The following is a 17,305-nucleotide window of genomic DNA, read 5'->3' on the forward strand; positions in this document are numbered from 1 at the left end:
GCGGAAAAGGGGAAGGACACGCGCACCCGATGTGTGTAACACGCGTTGGACGTTCCGCAAGATGGACATGACACAATGTGGTTGCCGACACTTGTTGCCGCAGGCGGGGCGGTATTCCTGGGCGGTCTGGGCGGGCTGATGACGCCGATCGGCCCCTGGTATCGCGATCTGCGCAAACCCCGGCTGCAGCCGCCCAACTGGCTGTTCGGCCCGGCCTGGACGGTGATCCTGGGGCTGGCCGCGTGGTCGGCGGTGATCGCGTGGAACGCGGCGCATGATCGTGCCGATCAGATGCGCGTGATTGTCCTGTTTGCCACCAACGCGCTGTTCCATGCGTTGTGGAGCCCGCTGTTCTTTCGCGCACGACGGCCCGACTGGGCGCTGATCGAAGTGCCATTCCTGTGGGGATCGCTGGTGGCGCTGGTCGTGGGGTTATGGCCGATTTCGCATCAGGCAAGCGCGCTGATCGTGCCCTATCTGCTGTGGGTCAGCTTTGCCAGCTGGTTGAACTGGGCGATTGTCCGGCTCAACCAGCCGTTCGGGCAGCGCAATCACATCAGGCGGTAATGGAAATCGTACGCGGTGGCCTTGGCGTCGCGCGCGTGGATCAGCATGTCGCCGCGTGCGCCGCGATAGGCGCCGGTGCCGCCTGTGACAGCCAGTATCGTGTCAGGCGCATTGTCGCCATCACCCACCGGTCCTTCGACCATGATCTGGCCTTTGGCGAGCGTCAGTGTCCAGTGGCATTCGATCGTCTTGCCGATCAGCCGGACGCAATAGCCCTGATCCATGCCGACCTTGGTGGTGTTGGTTGCGTCATAGATCGGGTTGGTGAATGTCAGCACATCCCCCACGTTTTCGGCTGCGGTGCCGCCCTTGACGCTGGCCGCATCGGTTTCGGCGCGTTCGACCAGATCAAGCTTGGTGATGTGGGCCGGCGCAGCTTGGGCCGGCACGGCGATCGCGCCCAGCACGAACAACAGGTTACGCATCCTCAGGTCTCCTTTTTTCAAGATTTGCCGGCAGGGCGGCGCAGCCAGGCATCGCCTGCCGGGGCGTCGCTGCGATCGTAAGGCCGGCCGGCCAGCATATAGAGCAGGCCCGAGACGATCACCGCGCCAAAAGTCAGCGCCATGCCATAGCTGGCATACCACGCCATCGCGCCATCGGTTGGCCGCAGCATGATCAGGATCGAGGTGATCCCCCAGGCGATCCCCGCCAGATTGACCGGCCATCCCCATGCGCCCAGCCGAAACTTGCCATGCGGTACCCAGCCGCGCGCGCGCGCAAAGGTCGCGCCGATCACCACCATCTGGAATCCGGCATAGATGCCCACAACCGCAAAGCTGACAATCGTGTTCACCGCATCTGCAAAAAACATGCCCAGCACCAGGATCGCGCAGGCGATCAGTCCCGAAACGACCAGCGCGTTCATCGGCACATGGTGCGTTTTCGACACTTTGCCCAGCCAGCCGCTGGCAACCACCATCTCGTCGCGGGCATAGGCATAGACCAGCCGGCTGGCCGCGGCCTGCATCGAAAGCGCGCACGACAGGAACGAGACGAGCACGACGACAACCACCGCCCTCGCGCCGATCGGACCGAACGCCACGTTCAGCGCATCCTCGATCGGATTGGCCACGCGTCCGCTGATCACCCCCATCACATCGGGCAGCGACAGGATCAGCGCCAATGCGACAAAGATCGAGGCCGACATGCCGACATAGATCGTCGATTTCATCGCCTTGGGAATGGCCACGCCGGGGTTGGGGGTTTCTTCGGCCACATCGCCGCAGGCCTCAAAGCCATAACAGGTGAACAGGCCGACAATGGCCGCGCCGAGGAACGCCGGGGCGTAGGACCCGCTCTTGACGATGCCAAAGCTGTTGAAAACCACCGCGAGCGGCTGATGCCGGTGAAACAGCAAAAGAAACGCGCCAACCACGATTGCGCCCAGGATTTCACAGACAAAGCCGAACATTGCCACCCGCGCCAGCACGCGCGTACCCGCAAGATTGGTCAGCGTGGAAAACACCACCAGCCCGATGGCCAGCAATCCCGCGGTCACAGGCGTGGTGTGAAACCCGAACAGCGGCCCGACAAACGGCGCCGCGCCCGCCGACACCGCGGCGATCGAGGTGAACAGCGCCCAGCCATAGATCCAGCCGGCCATCCACGCCCATTTCTTGCCCACCAGACGGCGGCACCACGGATAGAGCCCGCCCGAAATCGGAAACTGCGAAACGACTTCGCAAAAGGTCAGGCAGACAATCATCTGCCCCAGCGCGGCGATCAGATACCACCAGATCATCGGCGGCCCACCCGCCTGCATGCCGATGGCAAACACCGAATAGACCCCGACCACCGGCGACAGATAGGTAAATCCAAGCGCAAAGTTTTCCCACAGCGACATCGACCGTTCGAATTGCGCGGAATAGCCCAGCGCTTTCAGATCATCGTCATCGCTGCTGATGGCGTCAGTCATGGATACGGTTTCCCCCCGGAAGAATCGTGCGCGTGATCACAGGTAATCAAATTGGCCGGTCCGAGGCTACGCCTTTTAGCCCACTGCGGTGCGCTTGGTCTTTTTCGGATCGTCAAACGGCAGCGGCTGCGCGGTGGCCGCCACGGTGCCCTGCGCCCCGACCAGCGTCAGCGGCCTGCCGGGGACCGCGCATTCGGTGTCAAGCCGGGCGATGCCCAGCGTGCGTCCGGTCAGTTTGGACACCATGCCCAGCGTCACCACGCCCACGTCGCGGGTTCCTGCCTGCAGCCTGTCACCGGCCTGCGGGGCCACGCCCGAAGCCAGTTCGACGCCATAGATGCGGAACCGTTCCCGGCCTTTAAAACGCGCATGCGCATCGGCGCCGCGAAACCCGGTCTTGCCCGGGCTGACCGTGAAATCAAGCCCCAGTTCCCACAAGCTGTCGCCGGCGGAGCCATCGGCAAAGGGAAAATATTCCGACATGTCATAGGGATAAAACAGCAGATAGCTTTCCACCCGCAACAGGTCGAGCGCGGTGAAGCAGGCCGGACCAATACCAAACGGCTTGCCCTGTTCCAGGATCGTGTCCCAGATCAGCGGCGCGTCCGCCGCGCGGCAGAAGATTTCATAGCCGCGTTCGCCGGTATAGCCGGTGCGCGAAATCAGCACCGGCGCGCCGAACAGCCGTGCGCCCATATGGCTGAAATACCTGAGGTCGCGAATGCCCGGCACATGGTCGGCCAGAAAATCGACCGCTGCGGGCCCCTGCAACGACAGGTCGTGCAGATCATCGTCGAACAGCATCGCGACATTGCGCCCGGTGGCTGCCGCCACCAGCGCTTCGTGCCCGGCGCCGCTGCCATGCACCACCATCCAGCTGTCGGGCCCCATGCGATAGAGAATGCAGTCGTCGATGAAATGCCCGTCGTCGTTCAGCATCGTGGCATAGGCCGATTTGCCGGGCGTGATCTTGCCCACCGACCGCGTGGTCACCAGATCGAGCACGCCATTGGCGTGCGGCCCGACCAGATGGACCTTTTTCAACCCCGACACGTCCATCAGCCCGGCGCGGGTGCGGATCATGGTATGATCGTCCTGCACGTCATGCGCATACGTCCACGCCGTGCCCATGCCGTTCCAGTCTTCCAGTTGCGAACCGAGCGCGCGGTGGCGACTGGCCAATGCGGAAAAACGCCAGGAATCGGGCATGTGCAACCTCTCGTGCGGGTCTTGGCCGGGGCTGGCCCGGGGCCGGGAACGGTTTCCTCTATGGCAATCGGAATTATCAACGGGGGTGTAGGCTGTCGAGGCGATATTTGCCTCATTGACAATTTTATTTCCCCCTGAGAAAGTTTTGCCATATCCCGCATGGAGTTTCACGATGTCCCGCGCACGCTGTTGCTTCTGCCCCGGATGGTGGCGCCGATGAGCAACCGGCCACGCTATGCCCCGCTGATGCCGGTTGCCGGGGCACGCGCGCATCTGCTTGTGACCGACCATGCCGTGCCTGCGGCGCAGGCGTTCGATCCGCGGTGCAGCGAAAACGATTTTGCCGAACGCTGGACCGTTGTGGCCCATGCGATGGTCCTGCCGCAGCCGTTCGGCGGCCCTGGCGTGCAGCATTTCCGTTCTGCGAGCCATCTGCTGGCGCTGCTGCGCCATCGCCTGGGCGCCGAAACGATGGGCCTGCGGCTTTATGTCGCGGGCAGCGAACCGTTTGTGTGGGATGCGGCGCGCGTGGCGTTCGATGCGGGGATGGGGCGCGAAGAACTGCACCTGTTTGCCTGCGGACAACCGTTGCGCCGGGTGTGGTGCGTGCATTGCCGTACGGTCAATCCCGGCGTGACGACAACAGTGGCCACGTGCGCCGGGTGCGGCGTGTCGCTGAGCGTGCGCGATCATTTTTCGCGCGCCCAGAATGCCTGGATGGGCGTGCAATGCGATGCCGAAGTGCCCGGCGACGTGCCGGCGATCAAGGACCTTTCGGCATGATGGACACGCAGACGCTGACCCTGGCCGTGGCCGAAGCTGCATTCGTCGCGCCGGGCTTGCGGCGCATCACGCTGGTGGCGGCCGATGGCGCGCGCCTGCCGCCTGCTGCGCCGGGCGCGCATGTCACGCTGGCGCTGCCCGGCGAAACGCGGATCTTGCGCAATTCCTATACGCTGGTCGGCGCCGACCCATGCGCGGGCTATACGATGATCGTGCGCCGGTCGGAACGTTCGCGCGGCGGATCACGGCACATTCACGAGGTGCTGCAGGTCGGCGACGTGATCGAGGCGACCATGCCGCACACTCTGTTTGCGCTGCACAGCCAGGCAAAGAAACATCTGCTGATCGGAGGCGGCATCGGCATTACCCCGCTGCTGGCCTTTGTCGCGCATTTGCGGGCCAGGGGCGGACTGTTCGAACTGCACCAGATCGCCGGCGCCGGCGAAGCCTGCGTGTTCGAAACATTGCTGGCGCCGCGCGCGGGCGAACGCATACATGTGCATGCCGGGCGCACCGGGCTTGACCTGGTTGCACTGCTGGCCGCGCAACCGCTGGGCACGCATGTCTATACTTGCGGCCCGGCCGGCTTGATGGATGCGGTCGATGCCACCGCCGCCGCGCTCGGCTGGCCCCGCAGCCATGTGCACCGCGAAGATTTCGGCGCCGCCGGGGGAGAGCCGTTCATGCTGCGGCTGGCCGCATCGGGCATCGAGATCGCGGTGGCGGGCGATCAGACCATGCTCGAAGCGATCGAGGCGGCAGGCGTGGACACGCCCTCGCTGTGCCGGGGCGGGGCCTGCGGGGTGTGCATCGTGCCGGTGCGCGAAGGAACCCCCGAACACCGCGACCATTTCCTGAGCGAAGGCGAACGCGCGCGCGGCTGTCATGTCATGCCCTGCGTGTCGCGCAGCAAAAGCCCTGTCCTTGTGCTTGATCTGTAAGGAAACCGACCATGGCCACCGTGTTCAAGCCCGACGAGACGTTTCGCGACGATTACCGCTATGGCAACAGCGACAGCGCCATCTTGCGTTTTCCTTTTCCGTTCGGCGAAGACGGCTACATGTACGGCGTCAACATCGAGCCGCATTCCCGGCCGGGATCGAGCGGGGCGTTTGCCGTCGCGTTCGATGTCGACGAACATTACGTGTCCGAATGCGCCGAGCGCGCGACGGCGCTGGCGCTTGAACCGGGCCGCTGCCTGGTCCTGCCGCACATGCGCGAAGCCGAATGGGACACGCTGGAACTGATCATGGAAAGCCTGGCGGCGGATTATCCCGACCAGTTTGCGCTGGAGCGCCAAGGGGATGACTGGACCTGGACCAACCGGCCGCTCGGCCTTCACCAGCGTTTCCGTTTTGGCGATGCCACCACGCTGCCCCACCCGCCGTTCGAATATATCGTGCGCCAGGCGCAGGGCGATTTCACGCTGCAGGATCAGCGCGACGGCACGCTGTACATCGATGGCGGCATCGCCACGACGCCTGCGGACTGGAGCCTGGCCTTCGATGTGGGGATGACATTCCACGAATGGCACGGCCCGGTGCCGCTGGCGCATCAGGCCGGGGTGTTCGACCGCGCGCTGCAATATCTGATGCGGGTGCGCTATGGTCATCCGGCGCGGCGGCTGAACTGGACCATGACGATCAATCCGCGGCTGGACACGTCGCCCGAAAACTATCCGCTGTGGGGCCCCGATCGTGCCAGCCTGACCGCGCAGACCATCGGATCACGCCTGTTTCTGCGCGTCGAATTGCAAAGCTTTTTCCGGCTGCCGCGTTCGAACGCGCTGCTGTTTGGCATCCGTACCTATCTGGCCAGCCTGGACGAACTGACCCGCGTGCCCAAATGGGGGCGGCGGCTGCACCGGGTGATGCGCGACCTGCATCCCGACATTGCGGAATACAAGGGGCTGTCGCGTTATCACGACTTGCTTGTGGCGCATCTTGCCGCCTATGACGACGGCCGCCCGACAGAGCCGGGCATTGCACCGGATATCAATGTCTTGGCAGGTTGATCACCCGCCTGCTGGGAGAAAATCATGGCACGACGGGCACGCAGCAACGCAAACGACGATCCCGCGACGGCTGAAATGGATGCAGCGACCGCGGCCGAACAGTTTCCCACCGGATCGGGCGCGCCACGCAACGACCCGCGCGCGCTGGAAAAAGCGCTGGGTCTGCGGGTGCGGCAATTGCGCCGCCAGCAGGATCTGTCGGTGGCCGATCTCAGCGCGGCTGCGGGTCTGTCGACCGGCATGCTGTCCAAGATCGAAAATGGCCAGATATCGCCTTCGCTGACCTCGGTCCATTCGCTGGCGCAGGCGCTCAACGTGCCGATTTCGGCATTGTTTGCGCTGGCCGAAGACCGCCAGGACTGTTCGTATGTGGCGGCCGGTCAGGGGGTCAAGATCGAACGCCGCGGCACCAAGGCCGGGCACAATTACCAGTTGCTGGGGCATCTGCTGAGCGGCGACCTGGCGATCGAACCGTATGTGATCACTCTGGCGCAGGACGCGCTGCCCTACACCAGCTTTTCGCACAGCGGGACCGAGCTGATCTATATGCTCGAAGGCGCGCTCAGCTATCGTCACGGCGACCGCAGCTATGACCTGAAACCCGGCGATACACTGTTGTTCGACAGCCAGGCGCAGCATGGGCCCGAAGTCATGGGCGATGGCGTGATCCGCTATCTGTCGATCATCGTCTATCCGCGCGCCGGCAGTGGCGGGGGGTAAGCGCAAAAATTCTTTTGGAGAAATTCTTTTTCTCCTTAGTTGACCCAAATTGGCCTGCCCGTTATCCCTTCGCGACCGGGGTTGGAGACAGGTATGGCCAAGCGAATTGCAGTGATCGGTGCGGGCGCAAGCGGATTGGCGGTGTTGCGCGCGTTCCAGAGCGCCAAGGCCAAGGGGATCGAGGTTCCCGAAGTGGTCTGCTTTGAAAAGCAGGACGATTGGGGCGGGCTGTGGAAATACACCTGGCGCACCGGGCTCGACCAATATGGCGAGCCGGTGCATGGTTCGATGTACCGCTATCTGTGGTCGAACGGCCCCAAGGAATGCCTCGAATTTGCCGATTATTCGTTTGAAGACCATTTTGGCCGCGCGATCCCGTCGTACCCGCCGCGCGCCGTGCTGCACGACTATATCATGGGCCGCGTCGAAAAGGCCGGGGTACGGCCCTATGTGCGTTTCAACAGCCCGGTGCGCTGGGTGTCGTGGGACGCGGCGACGCAAACGTTCACGGTGCGGGTCAAGGACCAGGTTGCCGACCGCGTCTATGACGAAATCTTTGACCATGTGATCGTCTCGTCGGGCCATTTTTCCACGCCCAACGTGCCGCATTTCGACGGCATCGAAACCTTCCCAGGCCGCGTGCTGCACGCGCATGATTTCCGGTCGGCCGATGAATTTGCCGGCAAGGACGTGCTGATGGTCGGCAGTTCCTATTCGGCCGAGGATATCGGCACGCAATGTGTCAAATACGGCGCAAAATCGGTTACTTTCAGCTATCGCACGCGTCCTCTGGCGTTCGATTGGCCCGACCAGTTCGATCAGCGGCCCTTGCTGACCAAAGTCGACGGCAACACCGTCCATTTCATCGACGGCACGTCAAAGGTGGTCGATGCGATCGTCTTGTGCACCGGCTATCTGCATCATTTCCCGTTCCTGCCCGATGATCTGCGGCTGGTGACGCACAACCGGCTCTATCCCGGCAATCTGTGGCAGGGCGTGGTGTGGCAGGACAATCCCGCGTTGTTCTATGTCGGCATGCAGGACCAGTTTTTTACCTTCAACATGTTCGACGCGCAGGCCTGGTTTGTGCGCGATGTGATCCTGGGCAAAATCGCGGTGCCCGATGCGGCAACCCGCACGGCCGAATTCACCGATTGGCAGGCGCGCGAAGAGGCCGCGGGCACCCCCGAACAGCAGATCGATTTCCAGGCGGCTTATGTGGCGCAACTGATCGCGGCGACCGATTACCCGTTCCTGGACACAGACGCGGTGGCCGCGCTGTTCAAGCGGTGGGAGCATGACAAGCAGGACGATATCATGGGGTATCGCAACCAGTCCTATCGCTCGATCCTGACCGGTACGCTGAGCCCGCAGCACCATACGCGCTGGATGGAGGCGCTCGACGATTCGCTCGAGGCGTTTCTGGCCACCAGCGAAACCACGGTCTGAACCGGGCGCGGCGCGAGGATCGCATGACCACCGCCGCTCTTGCCGGATCGCGCGACATCCTGCTGGTCGTCCCGGGCGGCGGACAGCTGCGGTTCGATGTCAGCGCGCGCGATGTGGTGCGGATCATCGATCCCGAAGGTTTGCAACCGGGCATCCTGATCCGTCACCGACCCGATGGCGAAACCACGCAGGGGCTGCCGGGCGGAGCGGCCGGTGCGGAACACCGCTTTACCGCCGAGGCCGCGCAAGCTTGGACCGTGGTCGCGCCGGGCGCGCCGATGGACCCGGCTGCGCAGGATGCCCCGACCGACCTGCATGTGCGGATTGCCCGCGCCGATCCGGCCGGCGATCTGCCGCCACCACTGGCCGATGTGCTGCTGGATCTGCGCGTGCCCGCGGCCAGCGCGCGCGCCTATCGGGTAAAGGCCGGCGACTATATCCAGATCATCGATGTCGCCGGGCGGCAATGTTCGGATTTTGTCGCGTTCGATGCTGCGGCACTGGACCAGGGGCACGAGCTTGGGCTTGATGCCACGGTCACGCGCAGTCTGATGGGGCGCAGTTTTTCCAGCCCCGGCCTGCATGCGCGCTATTTCGACGCCACGCTTCGCCCGCTGGTCGAAGTGGTGCGCGATACGGTGGGACGGCACGACACGTTCCTGCTGGCGTGCACGGCCAAATATTACGAGGACCAGGGGTATCCCGGGCATTCCAACTGTACCGAAAATTTCAACACCGCACTGCGCCCCCACGGCATTGCGCCGCGCGCGGGGTGGCCCGCGATCAATTTCTTCTACAACACGTTCGTCGCCGCGGACGAGACGATCGGCATGGACGAGCCCTGGTCGCGCCCGGGCGACTATGTGTTGCTGCGCGCGCTGACCGATCTGGTCTGCGCGTCGTCGGCGTGCCCCGATGATATCGATCCGGCCAACGGCTGGAACCCCACCGACATCCACGTCCGCCTTTATGACAGGAGTGCCGCGCCCACGGCCGGCAATGCCCACCGCATGACCCCAGACGCCCCGCCGATGCTGACCCGCGAAACCGGATTTCACCCGCGCACCGCCGCACTGACCCGCCAGATGGTCGATTATCGCGGGTTCTGGCTGCCCACCGCCTATAACAATCACGGCGCGATTGCCGAATACTGGGCCTGCCGCGAACGCGCCGCGCTGATCGACCTGTCGCCCTTGCGCAAGTTCGAGATCACCGGGCCCGGCGCCGAAAGCCTGATGGATCTGGCGGTGACGCGCGACATGACCAAGCTGGCGGTGGGACAGATCGTCTATACCGCGATGTGCCATGAAACCGGCGGCATGATCGATGACGGCACGGTGTTCCGTCTGGGCCCGGCCAATTTCCGCTGGGTCTGCGGTGATGACTGGTGCGGGGTGTGGTTGCGCCAGCTTGCCGCAGAGCGGGGTTTGCAGGCCTGGGTGCGGTCGTCGACCGATCAATTGTCGAATGTTGCGGTGCAGGGCCCCTTGTCGCGCGCCCTTCTGGCGCCGCTCGTCACCACCCCGGCGCACCGGCCGGGCGTGGCCGAACTGGGCTGGTTCCGCTTTACCACCGGGCGCATCGGCGATCTGCCGGTGGTGGTTTCGCGCACCGGATACAGCGGCGAACTGGGTTATGAAGTGTGGTGCCACCCGACCCGCGCGCCCGACCTGTGGGATGCGCTGATGGCGGCCGGCGCTCCGCATGGGGTGCTGCCCGCCGGGCTCGATGCGCTCGACATGCTGCGGATCGAGGCCGGGCTGGTGTTTGCCGGATACGAGTTCTGCGACCAGACCGACCCGTTCGAGGCCGGGATCGGCTTTGCCGCGCCCAGATCCAAGCGCGCGCCGTTCATCGGGGCAGACGCGCTGGCCCGCCGCCGCGACCATCCCCAGCGCGTGCTGGCCGGCCTGGATATCGTGGGCGCCGACCCCATCGCGCATGGCGATCCGGTCTATGCCGGGCGGGTGCAGGTCGGCGTGATTACCAGCGCCACCCGTTCGCCGATTCTCAACCGCACGATCGCCCTGGCGCGGATCGATGTCAGCCAGGCTACGCCGGGCAGCGCATTGACCATCGGCAAGCTGGATGGTCAGCAAAAGCGGATTGGCGCGACCGTGGTCCGATACCCCCATTACGACCCCGACAAGACGCGCGTGCGTTCCTGATCCCCCGACCAAAGGACGATCGATGGCAACTGTGGCGCAAGCCGACCCGACCGGCGCCGACAGCCCCGGCCTGCAACGCGGGATCAGCTGGACCGGCGCGTTCTGGATCGCCAGCGGTGTGCCCGCATTGGTGCTGTTCACGATCGGCACGATTGCCGCCACGGTCGGCACCGCATCGTGGCTGGTGTGGACGCTGTCGATCCTGTTCGGGTTTATCCAGGCGTTCAGCTATGCCGAAATTGCCGGGCTGTTTCCCAACAAGTCGGGCGGCGCCTCGGTCTATGGCGCGGTGGCCTGGGCGCGCTATTCCAAGCTGTTTGCGCCGGTCTCGGTGTGGTGCAACTGGCTGGCGTGGTCGCCGGTGCTAGCGATCGGATCGGGACTGGCGGCGGGCTTTTCGCTGTCGATCCTGTTTGGTGCGGATGCCGCGATCAACACCTGGCAGGTGAACCTGGTCGATCTGTCGGCGTTGAAGGCGGGGCTGGCGCTGCGGATCAACGCAACCTCGATCATCGGCGCGGCATTCCTGTTGATCGCCTTTGCCATCCAGCATCGCGGGATCAGCTCGACCGCGCGCACCCAGGTCGTGCTTGGCGTGGTGGCGCTGTTGCCGCTGCTGCTGATCGGGCTGGTGCCGTTGCTGACCGGCGATCTGCCACGGCACAATATCTGGCCGGTGATGCCGCTGGGCCATGATGGTGCCGGGCACCCGGTCAACGGGCACTGGAATGCCATGGGCATCTCGATCTTCATGGGCGGACTGTTTGTCGCGGCATGGTCGACCTACGGGTTTGAAACGGCGGTGTGCTACACGCGCGAATTCCGCAATCCGGCCACCGATACGTTCAAGGCGATCATGGCGTCGGGGCTGTTGTGCATCGTGGTGTTCACGCTCGTGCCGATCAGTTTCCAGGGCGTGCTGGGGCTTGACGGCATGCTGTCACCCGACATTGCCAACAACATGGGCGTGGGCAAAGCCATGGCCGGCATGATCAAGGCCGGTCCGGTGGTGGGCAATGTGATCGTGGTGATGATGATCCTGGCGCTGCTGCTGGCGATCATCATGTCGATGGCGGGGTCTTCGCGTACGCTGTACCAGGCTTCTGCGGATGGCTGGCTGCCCAAATATCTCAGCCGGGTGAACCATGCCGGTGCGCCAACCGCGGCGATGTGGACCGACCTGGGGTTCAACCTGATCCTGTTGTCGATGTCGGACTATGTGTTCGTGCTTGGCGTGTCGAACGTCTGCTATATCCTGTTCAACTTTCTCAATCTGAATTCGGCGTGGATCCACCGCATGGATCGGCCATCGTGGGAACGCCCCTATCGCGCGCCGACGCTGCTGCTGGGGGCCGGCACGGTGCTGTCGTTCGTCAATCTGGCGCTGATGGGGGTGGGGGCCGACATGCTGGGCAAGGGAACGCTTTATACCGGCTTTGTCTGCGTCGCGCTGATCCTGCCGGTGTTTGCCTGGCGGCATTACGTGGTCGACAAGGGCCGCTTTCCCGAAGACATGGTCGATGATCTGCACCTGCGACCCGAACCGGGGGTCAAGACCGGCGCAGGGTATTTGCCGCATCTGACCGTGGTTGCGGGGCTTGGCGTGGTGGCCATCAGCCACTGGCTGGCGGTCTTGCCCTGATCGGGCCGGTGCCGGGGGTATATTCCGAACCTATGCGCCATCGGGCAGGCGCCTAAAGGGGGGCCGAAGGCCAGAGCCTGATCCCGCCAGACCAACGGTTCAACAGGGCCATGGGTGCGGGCGCTCTGGCGTCTTCTCCGCCTGTTGGAGCGCCTTGCCATGACCCGTATTCTCAAAACTTCGCCCGCGCTGGGCTTGATTGCCGTGCTTGCGGCTGGGCTGTTGTCCACCACCGCGCATGCCGGCGAAGAAACCCGCGCCGAAGCCGCGATTGCCGAAGCCAGCGGCAAGATCGACGCCGGCGACAAGGCCGGCGTGGGCACCGCTGCACCGGACATGCAGCGCCAGGCGCGCGAAGCGCTGATGTCGGCACAGGATTTGCTGACCCACCACAAAAAGGTCGAGGCGCTGGCCGCTGCGCATCATGCCAGCGACCTTGCCGATCAGGCGATCGTTGTGGCCAATGCCCGCAAGACCGACGCCGATCGCACCCGCCGCGATGACCAGCGCTCGACCGAGGCCGCCGCCACGCAATCGGCGACGATGGCCAACATGCGCGCCAATTCGGCCGAAGCGGCCACCGACGCCGCCAACCAGCGCGCCGACGCGGCCGAACGGTCAAGCGCGGCTGCCAATGCGCAGGCCGACGCCATGCGCAATGCCCCTCCGCCAGTCGTGGCGCCCACCACCACCACGGTCGAACTGACCCAGCACGACGAACCGGCACCGATGTCGCACACACCCGTGCACCACCTGCATCACAAGGTGGTGCATCACGCCAAACACCCGGCTCCGGTGAAAACCACCACCACCGCGACCGTGACCACCACCCACAACTGACGGGGTCCGGCGCACCAACAAGGGAGATACAAGGATGTCCAACTTTGTTCTTGCCGCTGCGTTGGCAGTACCCTTGTGGCTGGCAGGCGCCGCATCGCCTGCACACGCCCAGAACAGCGTGGCCAATCCGGTCGGTGCGGTGGAATTGCAGGCCAATCCGGTCGGGGCGGGGGCCAATGCAGCGGTCCCGCCGGTGCCTGCCACAGCCGACAGCCGGGTGCCGGCCGCCATGCCGGCCGATCCGACCTACCATGGCGGGCCTTACACCGGCGCGCTGACCCCGCCGCCGGTGTCTGTCATGCACAAGACCTATCCCCCGTGCACCGGGCGCTTGCGCGATAACTGCATCAATCCGGGCCAGGCCATGCGCAAGACCCGCACGTCATCGCCCACCCACTGACCAACAGGAACCCGTGACAATGGACAAGGACCGGATTGCCGGAACCGCCAGGGAAGCGAGGGGCGCGGCTGAAGAAGCCCTGGGTAAGCTGACCGGCGATGCCAGGCTTGAGGCCAAGGGCAAGGCCGACAAACTGGCGGGCAAGATCCAGAACGCGATCGGCGCACTGAAAGATACGGCGGGCCACAAACCCTGACCCGGCCCGATCGTTCAAGGAAACATGCATGCTCTATACCATCGCGTGGATACTGCTGGTGTTGTGGGTGCTCGATTTCCTGGTGTTTCACCTGGCCGGTGGCCTGATCCACCTGGTTCTGGTCGTGGCGGTGATCGTGTTCCTGGTGGGGTTTGTGCGCGGTAGGCTGCGCTGATCGGTCATGCCGCCATCGCCTCCGGCTATGATCGATCCGGCCGAAATCGGCCAGACCACCGCACGCCTGCGGCAGGCGCACCGTCTTGAAGCCAGCCTGTTGCAGCACGCGGTCGATCGGGCCACGGCGGTGATCGGCTGGCCCGGGTTTGTCGTGGTGCTAAGTTTGGCGATGTGCGGCTGGATCGGGGTCAATCTGGTGATGGCGCGTCCGTTCGACCCGCCTCCGTTTGCAGCGCTGGCTACGGCGATGTCGGGCGGTGCGCTGGTCGTCGCCGCGTTGATCCTGACCACACAACGCCGCGAAGACAAGCTGGCCGATTATCGCGCGCAGCTGATCCTGGAACTGTCGATCGCCAACGACCAGAAAATCGCCAAGATTATCGAACTGCTTGAAGAAAGCCGCCGCGACAATCCCGCGATCAGCAATCGTATCGACGATCAGGCGCAGGCAATGTCGACGCCGTCCGATGCCACCGCCGTGCTCGAGGCGATCAAGGAAATGGGCGAGGGCAGCGCGTGATCGTCACCCGATCGCGTGGTTCCACGGTGCCGGTGCCAGTTTGCGCGCCAGAAAATCGATCAGCACGCGCACCCGCGCCGGGCGTTCGCGGCCGGGCGGGGTGACCAGGCTGAGCGCGATATCGGGCACGCGCCAATCGGGCATCACTTCGGCCAGCGCGCCGCTGGCGAGATGGTCCCACACCATGAAATCGGGCTGTACCGCCAGCCCCTGGCCAGCCAGCAGCGCAGGCGTCAGCGCGTCGGCATTGTTGGCCGCCATGCGCCCGTGCACCGTGGCGGTGTAATCGCCTTCGTCGGCATGCGAAAAGCGCCACGTTTCGGGGCTGTCAAGCTGGGTATAGAGCAGCGCATGATGCGCCGACAGATCACGCGGATGGGTCGGTGCGCCGTGGCGGGCCATATAGGCGGGGGCTGCCACCAGCGGGCGCCGCACGGTCCCCAGCCGGCGCGCCCGCAGCGATGAATCCGCCAGCCCGGCAATCCGCACCACCAGGTCATGCCCGCCCGCGATGACATCGACACGCGCGTCGGACAGATCGAGTTCAACCGCAACATCGCCGTACCGGTCCAGAAATTCGGGCAGGATCGGCACGACATGGCGCAATCCAAAGCTCATCGGCAGGGCCAGCCGGACCAGCCCGCGCGGCACATCGCCCTCGGCGCGCGCCTGCGTCTCGGCCGCGGTACCGTCGGCCAGGATGCGGCGCGCACGGTCAAGCGCGCTGCGGCCGCTTTGCGTCAGCGCGATACGGCGGCTGGTGCGGTGCAGCAGCGGCACGCCCAGCCGCGTTTCTAGCCGGCTGATCGCCTTGGACACCGTGGGGCGCGACAGCCCCAGCGTGTCGGCCGCGGCGGCAAACGATCCGGTATCGACCACTTGCGCAAAGATTGCCCAGGCTTCGAGATCGGGCAGGCGCATTGATAAAATTCCTTCATCGGTGAATTTCCATCATTGCCATTTTATTCCACGTGCCAAGCCCTAGATTGGCAGCAACACGCCGCGACACACATCCCGGCGATCTGGAGACTTACGATGATCGAATTGCGGCCCTTTGCCGGTATCGGCCATGCGCATCATGGTTGGCTGGATGCCCGCCACCATTTCTCGTTTGCCGATTATCACGACCCGGCGCGGATGCAGTGGGGCAACTTGCGCGTGTGGAACGATGATACGATCGCGGCGCAAAGCGGATTTCCACCCCACCCCCACCGCGACATGGAAATCGTGACGTATGTGCGCACCGGCGCGATCACCCACCAGGACAGCCTGGGCAACAAGGGCCGCACCGCGGCAGGCGATGTGCAGGTGATGAGCGCCGGCACCGGGATTACCCATGCCGAATACAATATCGAGGACGAGGCGACGACGCTGTTCCAGATCTGGATCATGCCGACCCGTCGCGGCGAAGCCCCCGGCTGGGGCGCGCGCCAGTTTCCCAAAGGCGATCGGTCGGGGCAACTGGTGGTTCTGGCCAGCGGTTATGCGCAGGACAAGGACGCGCTGCCGATCCGCACCGAAGCGCGGCTGGTCGCGGGCACGATCCGCGCGGGAGAATCGGTGACCTATCCGTTGGGGGCAGAGCGCAAGGGATATCTGGTGCCGGCCACCGGGCGCATTGCGGTCAATGGCATTGAAGCCAATGCGCGTGACGGTGTGGCGATCGCGGACGAGGAAACGATCACCATCACCGCACTGGACGAGGCCGAAGTCGTGCTTGTCGACACGCTGTAGCCAAGCCCTGCCGACCCGCGTGAGCCCGACCAAAAGGCCTGACCATGACCGAACAGCGTATCGAAACCGTGATCGTCCCGCCGTTGCGCGATCTGGGCGATGGCTTCACCGTCCGGCGTGCGCTGCCCAGCGCGCACCGGCGCATGGTCGGGCCGTTCATCTTTCTCGATGAGCTGGGTCCGATCCGGCTGGTTGGGGATCAGGCACTCGATGTGCGGCCGCACCCGCATATCGGCCTCGCCACGATCACCCATCTGATCGAAGGCGAAATTCTGCACCGCGATTCGCTGGGTTCGGTGCAGGCGATCCGCCCCGGCGCGGTCAACTGGATGACCGCCGGGCGCGGGATCGTCCATTCCGAACGCAGCCCTGCTGCCGCGCGCGGGATTGGCGCCGGGCTCCATGCGATCCAGCTGTGGGTGGCATTGCCTGCTGCGCACGAGGAAATGGCGCCCGCATTCCACCATCATCCGGCGCACACGCTGCCGGTGGCCCGGGATCGCGGCGCACAGCTGGCGCTGCTGGCAGGCGAAGCCGACGGCATGATTGCACCGGTGGCCACCACCTCCGACATGATCCTGGCCGAACTGATGCTGGACGCGCAGGCGCGCTATGCCTTTGCCGCCACGCATGTGGAACGCGCGGTTTATGTGGTGACGGGCACGATCCGGGTTGAAGGGCAGGACGGCGCCTTTGCGGCCGGGCAACTCGTGGTGCTCAAGCCCGGCGCAGCGGTTGTGCTGGCGGCCGATACCCCAAGCCGCCTGATGCTGGTGGGCGGTGAACCGTTTCCCGAAAAGCGTCAGGTGTTCTGGAACTTCGTCTCGTCACGCGCCGACCGCATCGAGCAGGCCAAGGACGATTGGCGCGAAGGCCGGTTCGACACGGTGCCCGACGAACATGAATTCATCCCCCTGCCGCCTGATGTGCCCGGCGCGCGAATCGTGTGACACCGCGCCGCCCATCGC

The 17,305-nt window shown here is 64.7% G+C and carries 19 protein-coding genes; 15 read left to right on the plus strand and 4 right to left on the minus strand.

Translation table 11 applies throughout. The annotated features are described in order from the left end of the window. Positions 1 to 75: 75 nt before the first annotated feature. On the plus strand, positions 76 to 567 hold the full coding sequence (locus tag G404_RS0107375) for a TspO/MBR family protein (RefSeq protein ID WP_028640516.1): 492 nt from the start codon (positions 76 to 78) through the stop codon (positions 565 to 567). Here the strand turns inward: G404_RS0107375 and G404_RS0107380 are convergent. From G404_RS0107380 to G404_RS0107390, 3 genes are all read right to left on the minus strand, one after another. Further along, positions 552 to 992, minus strand: coding sequence for an allene oxide cyclase family protein (locus G404_RS0107380; protein WP_028640517.1), 441 nt, complete (start codon positions 990 to 992; stop codon positions 552 to 554). The two genes, G404_RS0107375 and G404_RS0107380, sit on opposite strands and share 16 nt — an antisense overlap. Before the next feature lie 17 nt (positions 993 to 1,009). Continuing rightward, entirely contained in the window at positions 1,010 to 2,485 is a 1,476-nt protein-coding gene (locus G404_RS0107385; protein WP_028640518.1) for an amino acid permease, read from the minus strand. 75 nt (positions 2,486 to 2,560) lie between these two features. Then, positions 2,561 to 3,694, minus strand: a complete 1,134-nt coding sequence (locus G404_RS0107390; protein WP_028640519.1) for an aminomethyl transferase family protein — start codon at positions 3,692 to 3,694, stop codon at positions 2,561 to 2,563. A 159-nt stretch (positions 3,695 to 3,853) separates the two neighbouring features. On the opposite strand from G404_RS0107390, the gene G404_RS0107395 reads away from it, so the two are divergent. The 12 genes from G404_RS0107395 (at position 3,854) to G404_RS19810 (ending at position 14,603) form a co-directional block, all read left to right on the plus strand. Beyond that, positions 3,854 to 4,477 carry a dimethylamine monooxygenase subunit DmmA family protein gene (locus G404_RS0107395; RefSeq protein WP_245584435.1) on the plus strand — a complete coding sequence of 208 codons (624 nt, stop codon included), beginning with the start codon at positions 3,854 to 3,856 and terminating at the stop codon, positions 4,475 to 4,477. Continuing rightward, complete coding sequence (locus tag G404_RS0107400) at positions 4,474 to 5,418, plus strand: PDR/VanB family oxidoreductase (RefSeq protein ID WP_245584436.1); 945 nt, start codon at positions 4,474 to 4,476, stop codon at positions 5,416 to 5,418. Before G404_RS0107395 ends, G404_RS0107400 begins: the two co-directional genes overlap by 4 nt. A gap of 11 nt (positions 5,419 to 5,429) precedes the next feature. Next, positions 5,430 to 6,491: a heme-dependent oxidative N-demethylase family protein gene (locus tag G404_RS0107405; RefSeq protein ID WP_028640522.1), complete on the plus strand. Its 1,062-nt coding sequence runs from the start codon at positions 5,430 to 5,432 to the stop codon at positions 6,489 to 6,491. A 24-nt stretch (positions 6,492 to 6,515) separates the two neighbouring features. Then, positions 6,516 to 7,211 carry a helix-turn-helix domain-containing protein gene (locus G404_RS0107410; protein WP_084601131.1) on the plus strand — a complete coding sequence of 232 codons (696 nt, stop codon included), beginning with the start codon at positions 6,516 to 6,518 and terminating at the stop codon, positions 7,209 to 7,211. Between the two features lie 93 nt (positions 7,212 to 7,304). After that, complete coding sequence (locus G404_RS0107415) at positions 7,305 to 8,660, plus strand: NAD(P)-binding domain-containing protein (protein ID WP_028640524.1); 1,356 nt, start codon at positions 7,305 to 7,307, stop codon at positions 8,658 to 8,660. A gap of 23 nt (positions 8,661 to 8,683) precedes the next feature. Continuing rightward, a complete protein-coding gene (locus tag G404_RS0107420; RefSeq protein WP_028640525.1) occupies positions 8,684 to 10,828 on the plus strand; it encodes a trimethylamine N-oxide demethylase in 2,145 nt (714 codons plus the stop codon). Between the two features lie 22 nt (positions 10,829 to 10,850). Continuing rightward, the gene (locus G404_RS0107425) at positions 10,851 to 12,470 is read left to right on the plus strand and encodes a trimethylamine N-oxide permease (protein WP_028640526.1); all 1,620 of its coding nucleotides are present in this window, start codon (positions 10,851 to 10,853) and stop codon (positions 12,468 to 12,470) included. Positions 12,471 to 12,629: 159 nt separating this feature from the next. Continuing rightward, positions 12,630 to 13,310, plus strand: a complete 681-nt coding sequence (locus G404_RS18415) for a hypothetical protein (RefSeq protein ID WP_051280350.1) — start codon at positions 12,630 to 12,632, stop codon at positions 13,308 to 13,310. 34 nt (positions 13,311 to 13,344) lie between these two features. Next, a complete protein-coding gene (locus tag G404_RS19805) occupies positions 13,345 to 13,710 on the plus strand; it encodes a hypothetical protein (RefSeq protein WP_156906227.1) in 366 nt (121 codons plus the stop codon). Between the two features lie 19 nt (positions 13,711 to 13,729). Then, positions 13,730 to 13,906 (plus strand): CsbD family protein, encoded by a 177-nt coding sequence (locus G404_RS18425; protein ID WP_036520710.1) that lies wholly within the window; start codon positions 13,730 to 13,732, stop codon positions 13,904 to 13,906. Between the two features lie 28 nt (positions 13,907 to 13,934). Beyond that, the gene (locus tag G404_RS20325) at positions 13,935 to 14,081 is read left to right on the plus strand and encodes a lmo0937 family membrane protein (protein WP_156906228.1); all 147 of its coding nucleotides are present in this window, start codon (positions 13,935 to 13,937) and stop codon (positions 14,079 to 14,081) included. 27 nt (positions 14,082 to 14,108) lie between these two features. Then, on the plus strand, positions 14,109 to 14,603 hold the full coding sequence (locus G404_RS19810) for a DUF1003 domain-containing protein (protein WP_051280353.1): 495 nt from the start codon (positions 14,109 to 14,111) through the stop codon (positions 14,601 to 14,603). A gap of 3 nt (positions 14,604 to 14,606) precedes the next feature. Here G404_RS19810 and G404_RS0107455 read toward each other — a convergent pair whose 3' ends face one another. Then, complete coding sequence (locus G404_RS0107455) at positions 14,607 to 15,524, minus strand: LysR family transcriptional regulator (RefSeq protein WP_028640527.1); 918 nt, start codon at positions 15,522 to 15,524, stop codon at positions 14,607 to 14,609. 114 nt (positions 15,525 to 15,638) lie between these two features. Here G404_RS0107455 and G404_RS0107460 point away from each other — a divergent pair, with 114 nt between their 5' ends. After that, positions 15,639 to 16,337 (plus strand): pirin family protein, encoded by a 699-nt coding sequence (locus G404_RS0107460; protein ID WP_028640528.1) that lies wholly within the window; start codon positions 15,639 to 15,641, stop codon positions 16,335 to 16,337. A 44-nt stretch (positions 16,338 to 16,381) separates the two neighbouring features. Next, the gene (locus tag G404_RS0107465; RefSeq protein WP_028640529.1) at positions 16,382 to 17,287 is read left to right on the plus strand and encodes a pirin family protein; all 906 of its coding nucleotides are present in this window, start codon (positions 16,382 to 16,384) and stop codon (positions 17,285 to 17,287) included. Positions 17,288 to 17,305: the final 18 nt, after the last annotated feature.

Source organism: Novosphingobium acidiphilum DSM 19966 (genome assembly GCF_000429005.1).
Taxonomy (GTDB): Bacteria; Pseudomonadota; Alphaproteobacteria; order Sphingomonadales; family Sphingomonadaceae; genus Novosphingobium; species Novosphingobium acidiphilum.